We start from the raw sequence: 15,168 nt of genomic DNA on the forward strand, positions 1-15,168 counted from the left end.
GGTCTCGGGGGTGGGGCTCGGGGTGGGTGTCGGGGTGGCGTCGGCGTCCGGCGCAGTGGTGCCGGAGTCGGCGCCCGGTGTGGAGTCCTGGACGCGGATCGACCCGCCCTCCTGGGCGATGCGGACCACGAACGGCTCGGCCTCGGGATCGCCGAAGGTCTGCGTCCACAGCTGACGGCCGTCGGCGGTGCGGACCTCGCGGGGCGCGTCGATCGCGCCTCCGTCGGCGTCCAGAACGAGGAGCTCGGTGTCCTCCGTGGTCGCCTCGAGGCGGACCGCCGTTCCCGCCATCGTGGCGACGGACACGTGCCCGTAGCCGATCCAGAGGTCCAGCGGCTCGCCGGAGGTCTCGTAGCCGGGTGCGACCGTGACGCGCAGGTCGCTCGCCGCGAGCGTCGCGTAGCGGCCGGGAGCGGCGCTCGAGAAGCCGTAGGTGCCCAGCACGGGGAGCAGCTCGCGGTCGGTCGGCAGCACGGCGGCGCAGGCGGCCGTGACCAGCGCGACCGTCGCGAGGGCGACCAGCGCGATCGCGCGCCTCCGGAACAGGCCGGCGAGCACGATCACCACGGCGAGCACGAGCGCGGCCGAGGCGGCTCCGACGACGAGGGCCGTCGGCCCGGAGGCGGTGAGCGAGACCAGTGCGCCGGTCAGTGCGGCGGCGCCCAGGGCGAGCAGCGTGAGGCTCGCCCGCAGCCGGGGGTTCGCGGCGCGTCGGAGGCGCTGGCGCTCCAGGCGCGCGGCGGTGACGGCGGCGGCGGCGACTCGCGCCTCCTCCGCCCGGGCGCGGGCCGTCTCGCGGGCCGTCGCGCTCTGCTGGGCGCGGAACGCCTCCCGCTCGGCCCGCCACGCCTCCTGGCGCTCGCGCCACTCGGCGACGGCCTCGGGGGACGAGGGGCGCTCGTCCTGCAGGCCGGGGTCGGGGGCGGGGTAGGCGGGAGCGGAGGGCGCGGGGTGGGGGAGCGTCGCGGAGGGGTGTGCGGACGGGGAGCCCTGGGCCGGGTGAGCGGCCGCGTCGTCCGATCGCCGGCTCCGCCGCACGATCCAGACCACGAAGGCCACGATCAGCCCGAGCACCACGAGCGACCACAGCGTCCGCCCGGTCGCGGGCGCCCAGGGCATCGCCCCGGTGTACGCGCCGCCGAGCGACCAGAAGCCCTGCGCCACCGGCAGCATCGAGGCGAGCACGAGGACGCCGATCCCGGCGTGCACCCGGTCGAGCGAGCCTCGGAGCAGCCGCTCCACCGGCAGGGCGCCGTCCTGGTCGGGCAGCAGCAGCCAGGCCGCGGCGTAGAGGAGGAGCGCGGGCCCGCCCAGCACCGCGACGACGAGCACGATCCCGCGCACGATCAGCGGGTCGATGCCGAGCCGGTCGGCGATCCCCGCGCAGACGCCGCCGATCCGCCCCCCGCGCCCGAGAACCGCTTCGTGCTCTGGCTGCACGGCCTCGACCTGCCCCGCCGTCCCGGCTGGATCGGCGGGGCCGGGGGCTCCCGGGCCGGGGCTCTCGGGGCCGGAGCTGTCCGGGCCGGCGCTGTCGGGTCCGGCCGCTCCGGGATCCGTCCCGATCGGCGTCGTCGCTGTGCTCGCCGCCTCCGTGCCGTCCGGCTCCGCGGAGCCCGGCGGGGTCGTGCTCTGTCCTGTCATGCTGCGAGTCTCCCGTGCGCTCCACGGCCCGGACCATCGGGGGAACCCCTGATCCGACCCCGAGAGCACCCCCGATCGTGCGGCCGACCTGTTTGGATGCAGGGGTGAGCACAGTCCCCGGCACCGCCGTCCGCCCCCCGCTGCAGCGGCCGCGGACGATGCTGCTCGGCGGGGTGTGCACCGCGGTCGCCGACCACCTCGGCTGGAGCGTGCGGAGGACCCGCCTCCTCGCCGTTCTCACGACCGCGCTCGGCGGGGGCGGCGCGCTCCTCTACCTCTGGCTCTGGGCGCTGGTGCCCCTCGCGCCGCTCGACTCGCGCGACGCGGATCCGGCCGTCCGCCGCTCCGCTCCCGTGGCCGGCCTGCTGACCCTCGCCGCCGCCGTCGCGGCGCTCGCCGTGCTGGTCGCCGTCGACAGCGGCGACGACGCCGACATCACGCGCGCGCTCGTCGCCGTCGGCCTGCTCGCGGGAGGAGCCGTCGGCTGGAGCCTCGGGCTCGACCGCGGCGACGCCGTCCGCCCCGCCCGGTACGGCTCCGCGGTGCGCCTCGCCTCCTGCGCGCTGCTGGTGCTCGCCGGAGCGGCCGTGCTCACCGGCCGCCCGAGCGCCCTCAACGCGGTCCTCGCCGTGGGCGTGCTGCTGATCGCCGCCGGCGTGCTGGCCGCGCCCCGGGTGGTGACCCTCTGGTCCGAGCTGATGGGCGAGCGCGCCGCCCGCGTGCGCGAGGAGCAGCGGGCCGAGATCGCCGCGCACCTGCACGACTCCGTGCTGCAGACCCTCGCGCTCATCCAGAACCGCGCCGGAGCCTCGAGCGAGGTCGCCCGCATCGCCCGCGCCCAGGAGCGGGAGCTGCGCGACTGGCTGTTCGAGCGCGACGTCCCGGTCGCCAACGACCTGGCCGCCGAGGTCCGGGCGATCGCCGCCGCCGTCGAGCTCGACTACCCCGTGCACCTCGAGGTGGTGGCCGTCGGAGCGTCCGTCCCCGGCGCCGCCGCGCTCCTCGCCGCGACCCGCGAGGCCGTGCTCAACGCGGCCCGGCACGCGGGCGGCGACGTCTCGGTGTACCTCGAGTCCTCCGTGCAGGGCGTCGACGTGTTCGTGCGCGACCGCGGCCCCGGCGTCGTCCTCGACGAGGTGCCCGGCGACCGCCTCGGCATCCGCGAGTCGATCATCGGCCGGATGGCGCGCGCGGGCGGCAGCGCGACCGTGCGTCCCGGGGGCGGCGGCACCGGCACCGAGGTGCATCTGCGGCTCCCCGCGGAGGTCGAGCGGTGACCCGCGTGCTGCTGGTCGACGACCACTCCATCTTCCGCTCCGGCCTGCGGGCCGACCTCGCCCCCGAGCTCGAGGTCGTCGGGGAGGCGGCCGACGTCGACTCCGCCGTCGGCCTGGTTGCCTCGCTCGCGCCCGAGGTGGTGCTGCTCGACGTGCACCTGCCGGGCGGTGCGGGCGGAGGCGGGGCCGAGGTGCTGCGGCGCAGCGCCGGGTCGTCGTCGCGCTTCCTGGCGCTGAGCGTCTCGGACGCCGCGGAGGACGTGGTCGGCGTGATCCGCGCCGGCGCCCGTGGCTACATCACCAAGGCCAGCTCCGGAGCCGAGGTGAGCCGGGCCGTGCTCGCGGTGGCGGGCGGGGACGCCGTGTTCTCGCCGCGCCTGGCCGGCTTCGTGCTCGACGCCTTCGGGGCGCTGGCTGGCGAGCAGGCGGAGTCGGTGGACGAGCTCGACCGGCTCTCGGCCCGCGAGCGCGAGGTGATGCGCCTGATCGCCCGCGGCTACGCCTACAAGGAGGCGGCCACCGAGCTCTTCATCTCGGTCAAGACGGTCGAGTCCCACGTCTCCGCCGTCCTCCGCAAGCTGCAGCTCTCCTCCCGCTACGAGCTCACCGCCTGGGCCTCCGCCCGCCGCCTGCTCTGAGGCGCGCGCGAGCAGTCAACCCCGTCCCTCCTCCCGCTCCTGCCGTCCGACACTGTCGGGACACGACAGGAAAGGACGACCCGATGGTGACCACCACCCCCGCTCTCCCGACCCTGGCCGAGCTCCTCCGCGACTCCCGGCCCGTGTCGCAGCTCTACGTCGACCTCGCGATCGACTCCGGGAATCCGCCGGACATCTCGCTCGAGCGCGCCACGTCCCTCGGAGACGAGCTCGCCCGCCAGGGTGCGCCCCAGGCCGACATCCAGGCCCTCACCGCTCTGCTCGAGGGGGCCGGGCGCCCCCAGGGCGGCTGCTGCCTCTTCGCGGTCGCCGTGGACGGGAGGGTCGTGCTGAACGAGGTGCTGCCGGGTCGGCCGGTCGCGCCCGAGGGCGTCTCCTACAGCCCGCTTCCGGACATCGTGCCGCTGCTGCAGCACCGGCCCGACCTGCGCGTCCTCGTCGTCGAGACCTCGCGGGACGGCGGCGAGATCCGCCTGCACCGCCTGGGCGCGCAGCGACCCGAGGCCGAGCAGGCCGTGCAGGGCCGCACCGACACCCTCCACAAGGCGCAGGCCGGCGGCTGGCGGCACGACCGGTTCCACCACCACGCGGAGGAGATCTGGCGGCGCACGCAGGCCGAGCTCGCCGCCGCGGTGGACGAGCTCGTGCGCGTGCACCGGCCGCGCCTGCTGGTCGTCGCGGGGGACATCCACGCCCGGCAGCTGCTCGCGCAGCAGCTCTCGCCGAGCAGCGCCGCGATCCTGGCCGTCGAGCCCGTGAACACGCGGGCCGCCGGCAGCGAGGAGGGGGCGCTGGAGCGGTTCGTCGACGAGCAGCTCGACCGGATCCTGCTGCGCGAGAAGGAGGACGTGCTCGACGCCCTGCGCACCGGGGAGCCGCGCCGCACCGTCGAGTACTCGCTCGGCGCGATCGTCACGGCGCTGGCCTCGGCGCAGGTCGAGACGCTGGTGCTCGACCCCGGCCGGCTGCGCGAGCGCGCTCTGCTGGCGCTCGCCGCGGAGCCGTGGGTCGCGTCGGCCCCGGAGGAGGCATTGGGCGCCGAGGTGATCGACTCCGTCGACGCCGCCCTCGCGCTGGCCCGCGCCGCCGTGCTCACGGACGCGCGCGTGCTCGTCACCGACTCCCGCACCGCTCCGGAGGGGATCGACGTGGTGACGCTGCCGCACGGCGCCGACGCCGCGGTGATCCTCCGCTGGCGCACCGGCCCGCCGGTCCCGGGGGCCTGAGCGGCGGGTCCCCGAGCGCGACAGGGCCCGGGCCCCGATCCTGCGATCGGTCCCGGGCCCTGTCCGGCCTCACGCCTGCGGGTCGTCCTCGCCCTCGGCGGCCGCGCGGCGGCGCGCTCCGAGGCCGAGCGCGGTGGCGCCAGCGGCCAGGAGTGCGGTGGCGCCCGCGATCAGGCCGACGCTCTCGACTCCGGTCGAGGCCAGCCCGCCGCCCGAGCCGCCGACGGGCAGCGGGGTGGGCGTGCCGGTCGGCGCGGTCGTGGGCACCGGGGACGGAGCCGCGGTGGGCGCCGCGGTCGGCCCGGCGGTCGGCGCCGTGGTGGGAGTCGCCGTGGGCGCGGTGGTCGGCGGGGTCGTCGGTGCCGTGGTCGGCCCGGCGGTCGGCGTCGGAGTCGGCGCCACCACCTGCGAGGCCGGCAGGATCTGCACGATGGTCGGACGCGGTGCCGCCACCGCCCCCGCCGCCGTGGATCCGTAGTCCGGGAAGAACGAGGTCGGCGCCTCGAAGGTGCCCTCCTCGCCCGGGTGCTGCACCGCCACGAACACGTGCTGGTCGAGGTCGTGGACGATCGGTCCGCAGGTCTCGGCGTCGCGGGGCACCGAGAGGAACTGCTCCACTCTGCCGCGCGTCGCGCCCTCGAGCGCGACCTTGAAGAGCCCGTCGTTGTAGCCGATGCCGCTCGGGGCGCCGTCGGTCGAGATCCAGAGGTTCCCGACCGAGTCGAAGGCCAGGTTGTCCGGGCACGAGATCGGCGAGACCTGGTCCGCCGGGAAGCCGGAGAAGTAGACGACGTCGCCCTGCGCCTGGTCGCCGCAGAGCATCAGCAGGTTCCAGGTGAAGGTGCGGCCGGTCTGGTCGCCGCCGTCCTCGATGATCTCGACGATGTGGCCGTCGCGGTTCTCGGTGCGCGGGTTGACCTCGGTCGCGCCCTCCTTGGCGCCCTCGGTGCCGCGGGCGGAGTTGTTGGTGCAGGCCACGTAGATCCGGCCGCTGGCCAGGCTGGGCTGCACGTCCTCGCAGCGGTCCATCTTGGTCGCGCCCGCGGCGTCCGCCGCCTGGCGGGTGTGCACGAGCACCTCGGCGACGCTCATCCCGGCGATCGTCGAGGCGCCGTTCAGCACCAGGGGCAGCCACTCGCCGATGCCGTCGAAGCCGCCGTCCGAGGGGACCGCCCCGGTGCCGGTGATCTCGGCGACGGGGGAGTCGCCGGTGAAGCGGGCGACGTAGAGGTCGCCCTCCTCCAGCAGGGTCTTGTTGTGGGCGCGGTCGCCCTCGATGTAGCGCTTCGTCGAGACGAACTTGTAGAGGTAGTCGAAGCGCTCGTCGTCCCCCTGGTACGCGACCACGCGGCCGTCCGGGGCGATGATGACGTTCGCGCCCTCGTGCTTGAGCCGGCCGAGCGCCGTGTGCTTCTTCGGCGTGGAGTCGGGGTCGAAGGGGTCGAACTCCACGATCCAGCCGAAGCGGTTCGGCTCGTTCTCGTAGCCCGGGGTGCGGGCGTCGAAGCGGGGGTCGTCGAGCTCCCAGAGGCGCGAGGTCTCGGAGTCGGCGAGGCCGTAGCGCTTCTCGGCGTCGCTCGTGCCGACGGCGCGGAAGTAGCCGTTGAAGTTCTCCTCGCCCGAGAGGATCGTGCCCCACGGCGTCGTGCCCCCGGAGCAGTTGCCGAGCGTGCCGAGCACGGTGCGGCCCTCGGGGTCGGCGACCGTCTTCAGCAGGTCGGTGCCGGCGGCGGCGCCGGTCACCTCGTAGGGGGTGTCGATCAGGTAGCGGCGGTTGCGCTCGCCCCCGCGGACGTAGGCCCACGGGCGGTCGACCGCGGTGCGGACCAGCTCGACGACGCTGAGGCCGTGGGCGGCGCGGCCGACGGCGCGCACGCGCTCCGGCTCCGCCTCGAGCTGCGCGGCCGGGAACATGATGCTCTCGTTCGTGTACTCGTGGTTCACGACGAGCAGGGCGCGGAGGCGCTTCGAGCCCGGGATCTCGACGATGTCGGTGTAGTCGTTGTTGTAGCCGAACTGCGCGGCCTGGGCGGCCTCCGTCTGGTCGGCGATGTCGAAGGCGGGGCTGTCGGCGAAGAGCGGGTCGCCCCAGCGGATGATCGGCTGCCAGGCGAAGCCCCCGGGGACGGTGAACCGGTCGACCGTGTACGGCACCGGAGCGATCGGAGTGAAGGCGAGCGGCGAGCCGTCGGCCGCGGTCGCCATGGCCGCCTCGGCGGTGGGCGCTCCTCCGGCGGAGGCGACGGCGACGGTGACCGCGCCGGCCAGGCCGAGGCCGAGGGCGCTGCGGCGGGAGAGCTGCGACGAGACGATGTCGCGGAAGTAGCTGTTGTGCGACGTGTTGCAGGTCGCGGTGGAGCAGGCGTTGGCGCACTTCAGCGCGCAGGTGACGGGGCTTCGCTTGCCGCGCACGTGGCCGGCCATCGGGAGGAGGAGCGGGCGGCGGGCGGTGTCTGACATGGAGGTCCTTCGATCACGAGCAGGAGACGCGATCGAGGCAAGCAGGGGGAGGGGGCGCCGATGCCGCCGGGTGGAGGCTCCTCCCTGAACGGAACGTGAACGTTCTCACAAGAAGGTGAGGCTCACCTTCCCTCCCGGCGGCCCTCCGAGCGCGCCTCCAGGACCGCCCCGACGTTCCCCGCGATCCACTCGACGACCGGCAGCAGACGCTCCGCCAGCTCCGCTCCCAGCGGCGTCAGCCGGTACTCGACGTGCGGCGGGACGACCGGCCGCGCCTCGCGGTGCACGAAGCCGTCCTCCTCCAGGATCCGCAGCGTCTGGGCGAGCATCTTCTCGCTGATCCCGCCGATCCGGCGCCGCAGAGCGCCCCAGCGCAGCGTGCCCGGAGCGAGCGCCGCGAGCACCAGGACGCCCCACTTGCTGGTGACGTGCCCGAAGACCTCGCGGCTCGGGCAGTCGGCGGAGTAGACGTCCCCGGCGAGCAGGGCGGAGTCGGCGATCGTCATGGGGTGCTCCTCGGGACAGGGGTGGTGACTGTACTAACGAAATAGTGGGTACTGCATTCCGGGAAGCAGGAGGAGGATGCGCCGGTTGCACCCTCCTGGCGGCGGACCCCGCCCGCCCCACCCGTCAGGAAGGACCCCTCATGACCCTCGTCGTCACCGGAGCCACCGGCCACCTCGGCCGTCTCGCCGTCGAGCACCTGCTCGCCCGCGGCACCGCCGCCTCCGACATCGTCGCCACCGGCCGCGACGCCGCGAAGCTCGAGGCGCTCGCCGCCGACCTCGGCGTCCGCACCGCCGTCGCGGACTTCGACGACCCCGCCTCGCTCGACGCCGCCTTCTCCGGCGCCGAGGCCGTCCTCCTCGTCTCGGGCTCCGAGGTCGGCAGGCGCGTCGCACAGCACACCGCCGCGATCGACGCCGCCGTCCGCGCCGGCGCGCGCCTGGTCTACACGAGCGCCCCGAAGGCGACCACGAGCGCGCTCATCCTCGCCCCCGAGCACAAGGCCACGGAGGAGGCGATCGCCGCCAGCGGAGTCCCCGCCGTCGTCCTCCGCAACGGCTGGTACAACGAGAACTACGAGCAGACCGTCGCCGAGCTCGCCTCCACCGGCAGCACCCTCTCGAGCGCCGGCGAGGGCCGCGTCGCCAGCGCCGCGCGCACCGACTACGCCGAGGCCGCAGCGGTCGCCCTGACCGACCCGTCCCTGGTCGGCACCGTGCACGAGCTCTCCGGCGACACCGCCTGGAGCTTCGACGAGCTGGCCGCGATCGTCGCCGAGGTCGCCGGACGCGACGCCGCGATCAGCCACGTCTCCTCCGACGAGCACGCCCGTGTCCTCACCGGCGCCGGCGTCCCCGAGGGCGGAGTCGGCTTCGTCGTCGGCCTCGACGCGAACATCGCCGACGGCCTCCTCGGCGGGACCGACGGCTCGCTCGCCCGCCTGATCGGGCGGCCGACCACGCCGATCCGCGCGTACGTCGAGGAGCAGCTCGGGCGCTGACGCTCCGGCGTCCCCGTCGGCCACCGTCCGGCTCGCAGGAGCAGTCCGCCCCCGCGAGCCGGACGGTGGCGCGCCCGGCCCTCCCGCGGCTCCGCGCCGGGCACTCCCGTCCGCGGCTCCGCGCCCGCCCTCCGCGGCTCCGCGCCCGCCCTCCGCGGCTCCGCGCTCGACCCGCCGCACCTCGCGCCACCGTGTCGGCGCCCCGACGTAGGCTGTCCGCCATGACCTCGACGACGCCTCGCTCCGGTATCGACCGCTCCGAACTCGGCCCCGCGACGCGCCCGCAGGACGACCTCTACCGGCACGTCAACGGGCTCTGGATCGACCGCACCGAGATCCCCGCCGACAAGGCGCGCTACGGCTCCTTCCACGTGCTCCAGGAGGAGGCGGAGAAGGCCGTGCGCGACATCATCGTCGAGGCGCAGACCGCGCAGCACGGCACCGAGGAGCGACTGTTCGGCGACCTCTACGCCTCCTTCATGGACGAGGAGCGGGCCGAGGAGCTCGGCGCCGCCCCGATCGCCGACGACCTCGCCGCCGTGCAGCGGGTCGACTCGATCCCCGGCCTGCTCCGCGCGGTCGGCGCCTTCGAGCGCACCGGCGTCCCCGGGCTCTTCGGCCTCTTCGTCGACAACGACCCGGGCAGCCCCGAGCGCTACCTCGTCTTCGTCAACCAGGGCGGCCTCGGCCTGCCGGACGAGAGCTACTACCGCGAGGAGGAGTTCGCCTCCGTCCGCGAGGCCTACACGCCGTTCGTCGCGCGGATGCTGGCGCTGGCCGGCATCGACGCCGCCGAGGCCCGCGCCGAGCGCATCGTCGCCCTCGAGACCGACCTGGCCGCCACGCACTGGGACAAGGTCCGCAGCCGCGACAGCCAGGCGACCTACAACCTCCGCTCCTGGTCCGAGGTCGAGGAGCTCGCCGCGGGCGTCGACCTCGGCGTCTGGCTCACCGCGATGGGCGCTCCGGAGGGGGCGCTCGCCGAGGTGGTCGTCCGCCAGCCGAGCTTCCTCCAGGGTCTCGCGGGCCTGCTCACCGAGGACCGGCTCCCGGCCTGGCGCGACTGGCTGTCCTGGCAGGTGATCCGCGGAGCCGCGGCCTACCTGTCCAGCGGCTTCGTCGACGCCAACTTCGACTTCTACGGCCGCACCCTCACCGGCACCCCGCAGAAGCGGGAGCGCTGGAAGCGCGCCGTCTCGCTCGTCGAGGGCTCGCTCGGCGAGGCGGTCGGCCGCACCTACGTCGCCCGCCACTTCCCCGAGACGGCGAAGGCCGCGATGGACGTGCTGGTCGCGAACCTCATCGAGGCGTACCGCCGCTCCATCGTCGACCTGGAGTGGATGAGCCCCGCCACCCGCGAGCGCGCGCTCGAGAAGCTCGCGAAGTTCACGCCCAAGATCGGCTACCCGGTGCGCTGGCGCGACTACTCCGCCCTCTCGATCGACCCGGCCGACCTGCTCGGCAACGCCCGCCGCGTGGCCGAGTTCGAGTTCGCCCGCGAGCTCGGCAAGATCGGCCGCCCGCTCGACCGCGACGAGTGGTTCATGACCCCGCAGACGATCAACGCGTACTACAACCCGGGCTTCAACGAGATCGTCTTCCCGGCCGCGATCCTGCAGTTCCCCTTCTTCGACGAGGCCCGCGACCCCGCCGCGAACTACGGAGCGATCGGCGCCGTCATCGGTCACGAGATCGGCCACGGCTTCGACGACCAGGGCTCGCGCTTCGACGGCGACGGCCGCCTCACCGACTGGTGGACCGAGGAGGACCGGGCCGCGTTCGAGGAGCGGACGAAGGCGCTCATCGCGCAGTACGACGCGCTCGCTCCCGCGACCACGCCCGGGCACCACGTGAACGGCGCCCTGACCATCGGCGAGAACATCGGCGACCTCGGCGGTCTCGGCATCGCCTGGAAGGCGTACCTGCTCTCGCTGGACGGCGAGGAGCCGCCCGTCGTGGACGGCCTGACCGGCGCCGAGCGCTTCTTCCTCTCCTGGGCGCAGGCCTGGCAGCAGAAGTCGCGCGACGAGGAGACGATCCGCCTCCTCGCCATCGATCCGCACGCTCCGGCCGAGTTCCGCTGCAACCAGATCGTCCGGAACATCGACGAGTTCTACGCTACTTTTGACGTCTCCGAAGGCGACGCCCTCTGGCTCTCCCCGAGCGAGCGCGTCACCATCTGGTAGTCGCCGCCGACCACCTCCGCACCACGGACGAGGAGCCCCGGGCATCGAGAGCCGACCGATGCAGCGGGGTCGTCCGCCGATCGCGCGTCCTGCCGGCGCGTGAGGACCCAGGTCCCCCCTCCGCACGACCGCACTCCCGACCCGTAGAGGGGCCGTACCCGTGGTGATCCCCACCAGCGAGACCCGCCGTGAGAGCCGACGCAACCGCCGGGGGCGCCACAAGGGCGGCGGTGACCGCGAGAACTTCCAGCGCGGCTTCGACGCCCTCGGCCGTCTCGCGATCGACGGGGTCGTCGTCTCGGCGCGCGCCGTCGACCTGGCGACCGGCCGCACCCTGTTCGCGGTCGACGACTCCGTCTCGATGCCCACCGCCTCCCTCGGCACCGTCGTGATGCTGATCGAGGTCGCCGCCCGGCTGGCGAACGAGCCGCAGGAGAACCTGCGCCTGGTCGACCGGACCGCGGCGGACGCGGTCTCGGGCTCCGGGCTCTGGCAGCACCTCCAGGTGCCGTCGATGCCGATCGCCGACCTCGCCGCCCTCGTCGGGGCCTCGAGCGACAACCTCGCGACCAACGTCCTGCTGCGCCGCGTCGGCCTCGATGCCGTGCGCGAGCGGGCGGAGGCGCTCGGCCTCTCCCGCACCGCCCTGCTCGACGTCGTGCGCGATGAGCGCGGCCCGGACGACGCGCCGCAGCTCTCGATCGGCTCCGCCCGCGAGCTGACCTGGCTGCTCGCCACCCTCGCGAACGGCGAGATCGTGGACGCCGCCGTGAGCTCGCGGGTGATCGGCTGGCTCTCGCTCGGCACCGACCTCTCGATGGTCGCCGCCTCGTTCGGGCTCGACCCGCTCGCGCACCGGCACCCCGACCACGGGGTCCTGCTCGTCAACGCGACCGGCACCGACGTCGGCGTCCGCGCCGAGGCCGGCGTCCTCCGCGGCCCACGTGCCGGAGTCGCCTACGCGGTCGCCACCCAGTTCGACGACACGACCCTGCACTACCGCCTCGCGGTGCTGGAGGGCATGCGCACCCTCGGAGCCGACCTGCTCGAGTACGTGCACTGACGGCTGCCGGGGCGGATGCTCCTCCGGAGCAGGCCGACCCCGCGGCGCCCCTCGGGTGCCCCGTCAAGTCCGTGACCGCCTCCGGGGGCGCGACCTAGGCTGCCCGCAGCGGCGCCGCCTCCCGGGCGCACCGCGGAGAGGGAACCATGAGCAGCTTCGGCTTCGACGCCCCCGAGGACGTCACCGACACCACCCGCCCCGACGGCGACTCCCTGCCGGTCCCGCCGGAGGACCCGGCCGAGATCGACGACCCCGAGTCGATCGACGAGGCGCTCGACCAGGGCGCCGACGCCCGCCTCGGCGACGACCAGGACCCGCCGGAGCACCCCTTCATCCCGTCGCCCAGCTGATCGGCCGGCCGGGCGCCCAGCGGCGCCCGGCTCCTCCGTCCTTGCGGCTCGTCCGAGTCGACTACTCCTTCGACCCCGGCTTCAGGCGGCTCGCGAGGCGCTTGATCGGGTGGGCGGGCTCGCGCTCCGCCGGATCCTCGACCTCGAGGCCGTAGAACGTGCCGATGTCGCCGACGAACGCCTTGCGGCGGGCCTTGTCGTACGCGCGGATCTCGCGTCGGAAGGCGATCACCGTCGCGACGCACATCAGGATCATCACGACGCTGAACGGCAGGGCCGAGAGGATCGCCGCGGTCTGCAGGGCGTCGAGGCCGCCGGCGATCAGGAGCGACAGGGCGAGCAGCGCGGTCGCGACGGCGAAGAACACGCGGACGCGGTTGCGCGGCTCCGGCTCGCCGCCGGTCGCGATCATCGACATCACCAGCGCTCCGGAGTCGGCGGAGGTCACGAAGAAGACGCCGATCAGGAGGATCGCGCCGATCGTCAGCACCGAGCCCGCGGGCAGTCCCTGCAGCATCGAGAAGAGCGCCAGGTTGGTGTCGACCGAGCCGTCGGCGCCGACGAGGCCGCCGTCGCCGTAGAGCTCCCGGTAGATGGCCGTGCCGCCGAGGACGCTGAACCAGAGGAAGGTCATGATCGTCGGCACGAGCAGCACGCCGCCGACGAACTCGCGGACCGTCCGGCCCTTCGAGACGCGGGCGATGAAGATGCCGACGAACGGCGCCCACGACATCCACCAGCCCCAGTAGAACGTGGTCCACGAGGCCTGCCACTGCTCGCCCTCGCGCCCGGCGTAGGCGCTGACCGTGAAGGTCAGGCCGATGAAGTTCTGCAGGTAGTTGCCGAGCGACTGCACGAACTCGCGGAGGAGGAACTGGGTCGGGCCGGCGACGAGCACGAAGACGAGGAGCGCGGCGGCGAGCAGCAGGTTGCCGGTCGAGAGCCACTTCATGCCCTTGCCCACGCCCGAGATCAGCGAGAAGACGGTCAGGCCCGTGACCACGGCGATGACCACGATCTGCACGGTGAGCGACGACTCCACGATGCCGCTCGCCTCCAGTCCCGCTGAGATCTGGGTGACGCCCAGGCCGAGCGAGGTCGCGACTCCGAACATGGTGCCGACCAGGGCGACCACGTCGATCGCGTTGCCCCAGCCGCCGCGGACCCGGCGGCCCAGCAGCGGCTCCAGCGCCCAGCGGATCGACACCGGCCGCTTGCGGCGGTGGATCGCGTACGCGAGGGCGAGGCCGACCACCACGTAGATGGACCAGGCGTGGACGCCCCAGTGCAGGTAGGTCTGCGAGATCGCGCTCTGCGCGAGCTGCGTCTCGGTGCCGGTGACGCCCGGGCGCGGAGTGGCGAAGTGGGTGAGTGGCTCCGCGACGCCGTAGAAGACGAGGCCGATGCCCATGCCGGCGGCGAAGAGGAGCGAGATCCAGGCGAGCATCGAGAACTCGGGCTCGTCGTCGTCGGCGCCGAGCTTGATGTCGCCGAAGCGGCTCACGCCCATCCAGATGGCGAAGGCCACGAAGACCGCGGCGATCAGCACGTAGTACCAGCTGAACGTGTTGACGACGGTGGTCTGCAGCGTCGAGAACACGGAGGTCGCGGCGTCGGGCGCGAGGATCGCGAAGGCCGCGATCGACAGCGTCAGGACGGCGGCGGGCCAGAAGACCCACCGCGCGAGGCTGTGCGGAGGGGCGGTCGTGCCCGCGGTGGCGGGGGCGGTGTCCGGGGAGGACGGGTGCTCGGACATGGGGTCCTCTCGTCGGCGGCAACCGTCCACGGTACACGGGGGCCCGTCGGCGGCCCCGGCCGGGGGAGCCGGGCTGGCATGATCCGGCCCCGGTGCGGGAGGCTGGACCCGTGCAGTTCAGAGTCTTCACCGAACCCCAGCAGGGCGCGAGCTACGAGGACCTCCTCGCCGTCGCGCAGGCCGCCGAGAGCCTCGGCTACGACGGCTTCTTCCGCTCCGACCACTACCTCCGGATGGGAGACGGCGACCCCGGTGTGGGCCCGTCCGACGCGTGGACGACGCTCGCCGGCCTCGCCCGCGAGACCGAGCGGATCGCGCTCGGCACCCTCGTCTCCTCCGTCACCTACCGGCCGCCGGGGATCCTCGCGATCCAGGTCGCCCAGGTCGACGCGATGTCCGGGGGCCGTGCCGAGCTCGGCCTCGGCACCGGCTGGTTCGAGGAGGAGCACGCCGCGTACGGCATCCCCTTCCCTCCGCGCCGCTTCGACCTCCTCGAGGAGCAGCTCGAGATCGTGACCGGCCTGTGGTCGACGCCGGTCGGCGAGCGCTACTCCTTCGCCGGCGAGCACTACACGCTGACCGACTCCCCGGCCCTGCCCAAGCCCGCCCGCCTGCCGCTGCCGGTGATCGTCGGTGGCGGCGGCCCCAAGCGGACCCCGGCGCTCGCGGCGCGGTTCGCGAGCGAGTTCAACCTGCCCTTCCCCGAGTTCGATGCGATCCCGGGGGCCTTCGAGCGCGTCGATGAGGCGTGCCGGGCGATCGGGCGCGAGCCCTCGTCGCTCGTGCACTCGGTCGCGCTGATCGCGGTCGGCGGAGGCGACGAGGCGGAGTTCACGCGCCGTGCCGCGGCGATCGGCCGCGAGCCCGCCGAGCTGCGCGAACACGGAGTGGCCGGCGGCGTCGACGAGGCGGTCGACCGCCTCGAGTCCCTCCGCGAGGCCGGCTGCGAGCGCGTCTACCTGCAGTTCATGGACCTGCAGGACCTCGACCACCTCGACTTCTTCGCCCGGGAGGTCCTGCCGCGCCTGTCGGCGTAGGGC

At 74.2% G+C, this 15,168-nt stretch carries 11 protein-coding genes and 1 pseudogene; 8 read left to right on the plus strand and 4 right to left on the minus strand.

Annotation, left to right across the window (positions count from 1 at the left end):
- On the minus strand, window positions 1-1,644 hold a 1,644-nt coding region (locus tag C5C63_RS13250; RefSeq protein ID WP_104326218.1), incomplete at its 3' end, for a PspC domain-containing protein.
- A 104-nt stretch (window positions 1,645-1,748) separates the two neighbouring features.
- Between C5C63_RS13250 and C5C63_RS13255 the strand changes: the two genes are divergently transcribed.
- The 3 genes from C5C63_RS13255 (at window position 1,749) to C5C63_RS13265 (ending at window position 4,806) form a co-directional block, all read left to right on the plus strand.
- Window positions 1,749-2,921, plus strand: coding sequence for a sensor histidine kinase (locus C5C63_RS13255; RefSeq protein WP_104250709.1), 1,173 nt, complete (start codon window positions 1,749-1,751; stop codon window positions 2,919-2,921).
- Complete coding sequence (locus C5C63_RS13260) at window positions 2,918-3,559, plus strand: response regulator transcription factor (protein WP_104250708.1); 642 nt, start codon at window positions 2,918-2,920, stop codon at window positions 3,557-3,559. The genes C5C63_RS13255 and C5C63_RS13260 overlap by 4 nt, the downstream gene beginning before the upstream one ends.
- 83 nt (window positions 3,560-3,642) lie before the next feature.
- Window positions 3,643-4,806, plus strand: coding sequence for a Vms1/Ankzf1 family peptidyl-tRNA hydrolase (locus tag C5C63_RS13265; protein WP_104326219.1), 1,164 nt, complete (start codon window positions 3,643-3,645; stop codon window positions 4,804-4,806).
- A 420-nt stretch (window positions 4,807-5,226) separates the two neighbouring features.
- On the opposite strand, the pseudogene C5C63_RS13270 reads toward C5C63_RS13265, so the two are convergent.
- Window positions 5,227-7,266 (minus strand): annotated as a pseudogene (locus C5C63_RS13270) (PhoX family phosphatase); the annotation flags it as partial.
- A gap of 122 nt (window positions 7,267-7,388) precedes the next feature.
- Window positions 7,389-7,772 carry a helix-turn-helix domain-containing protein gene (locus C5C63_RS13275; protein WP_104222836.1) on the minus strand — a complete coding sequence of 128 codons (384 nt, stop codon included), beginning with the start codon at window positions 7,770-7,772 and terminating at the stop codon, window positions 7,389-7,391.
- 140 nt (window positions 7,773-7,912) lie between these two features.
- Here C5C63_RS13275 and C5C63_RS13280 point away from each other — a divergent pair, with 140 nt between their 5' ends.
- The 4 genes from C5C63_RS13280 (at window position 7,913) to C5C63_RS13295 (ending at window position 12,372) form a co-directional block, all read left to right on the plus strand.
- Window positions 7,913-8,773: an NmrA family NAD(P)-binding protein gene (locus C5C63_RS13280; protein ID WP_104250704.1), complete on the plus strand. Its 861-nt coding sequence runs from the start codon at window positions 7,913-7,915 to the stop codon at window positions 8,771-8,773.
- Window positions 8,774-8,994: 221 nt separating this feature from the next.
- A complete protein-coding gene (locus C5C63_RS13285) occupies window positions 8,995-10,959 on the plus strand; it encodes a M13 family metallopeptidase (RefSeq protein ID WP_104292814.1) in 1,965 nt (654 codons plus the stop codon).
- A gap of 160 nt (window positions 10,960-11,119) precedes the next feature.
- Window positions 11,120-12,022 carry a serine hydrolase gene (locus C5C63_RS13290; protein WP_104326220.1) on the plus strand — a complete coding sequence of 301 codons (903 nt, stop codon included), beginning with the start codon at window positions 11,120-11,122 and terminating at the stop codon, window positions 12,020-12,022.
- 146 nt (window positions 12,023-12,168) lie between these two features.
- The gene (locus tag C5C63_RS13295; protein ID WP_104222832.1) at window positions 12,169-12,372 is read left to right on the plus strand and encodes a hypothetical protein; all 204 of its coding nucleotides are present in this window, start codon (window positions 12,169-12,171) and stop codon (window positions 12,370-12,372) included.
- A 61-nt stretch (window positions 12,373-12,433) separates the two neighbouring features.
- Here the strand turns inward: C5C63_RS13295 and C5C63_RS13300 are convergent, their stop codons facing one another.
- Complete coding sequence (locus tag C5C63_RS13300; protein WP_104326221.1) at window positions 12,434-14,128, minus strand: BCCT family transporter; 1,695 nt, start codon at window positions 14,126-14,128, stop codon at window positions 12,434-12,436.
- A gap of 110 nt (window positions 14,129-14,238) precedes the next feature.
- Here C5C63_RS13300 and C5C63_RS13305 point away from each other — a divergent pair, with 110 nt between their 5' ends.
- Complete coding sequence (locus tag C5C63_RS13305) at window positions 14,239-15,165, plus strand: LLM class F420-dependent oxidoreductase (protein WP_104234367.1); 927 nt, start codon at window positions 14,239-14,241, stop codon at window positions 15,163-15,165.
- Window positions 15,166-15,168 lie beyond the last annotated feature (3 nt).

The organism is Rathayibacter sp. AY1B8, from assembly GCF_002932775.1.
Classification (GTDB): Bacteria; Actinomycetota; Actinomycetes; order Actinomycetales; family Microbacteriaceae; genus Rathayibacter.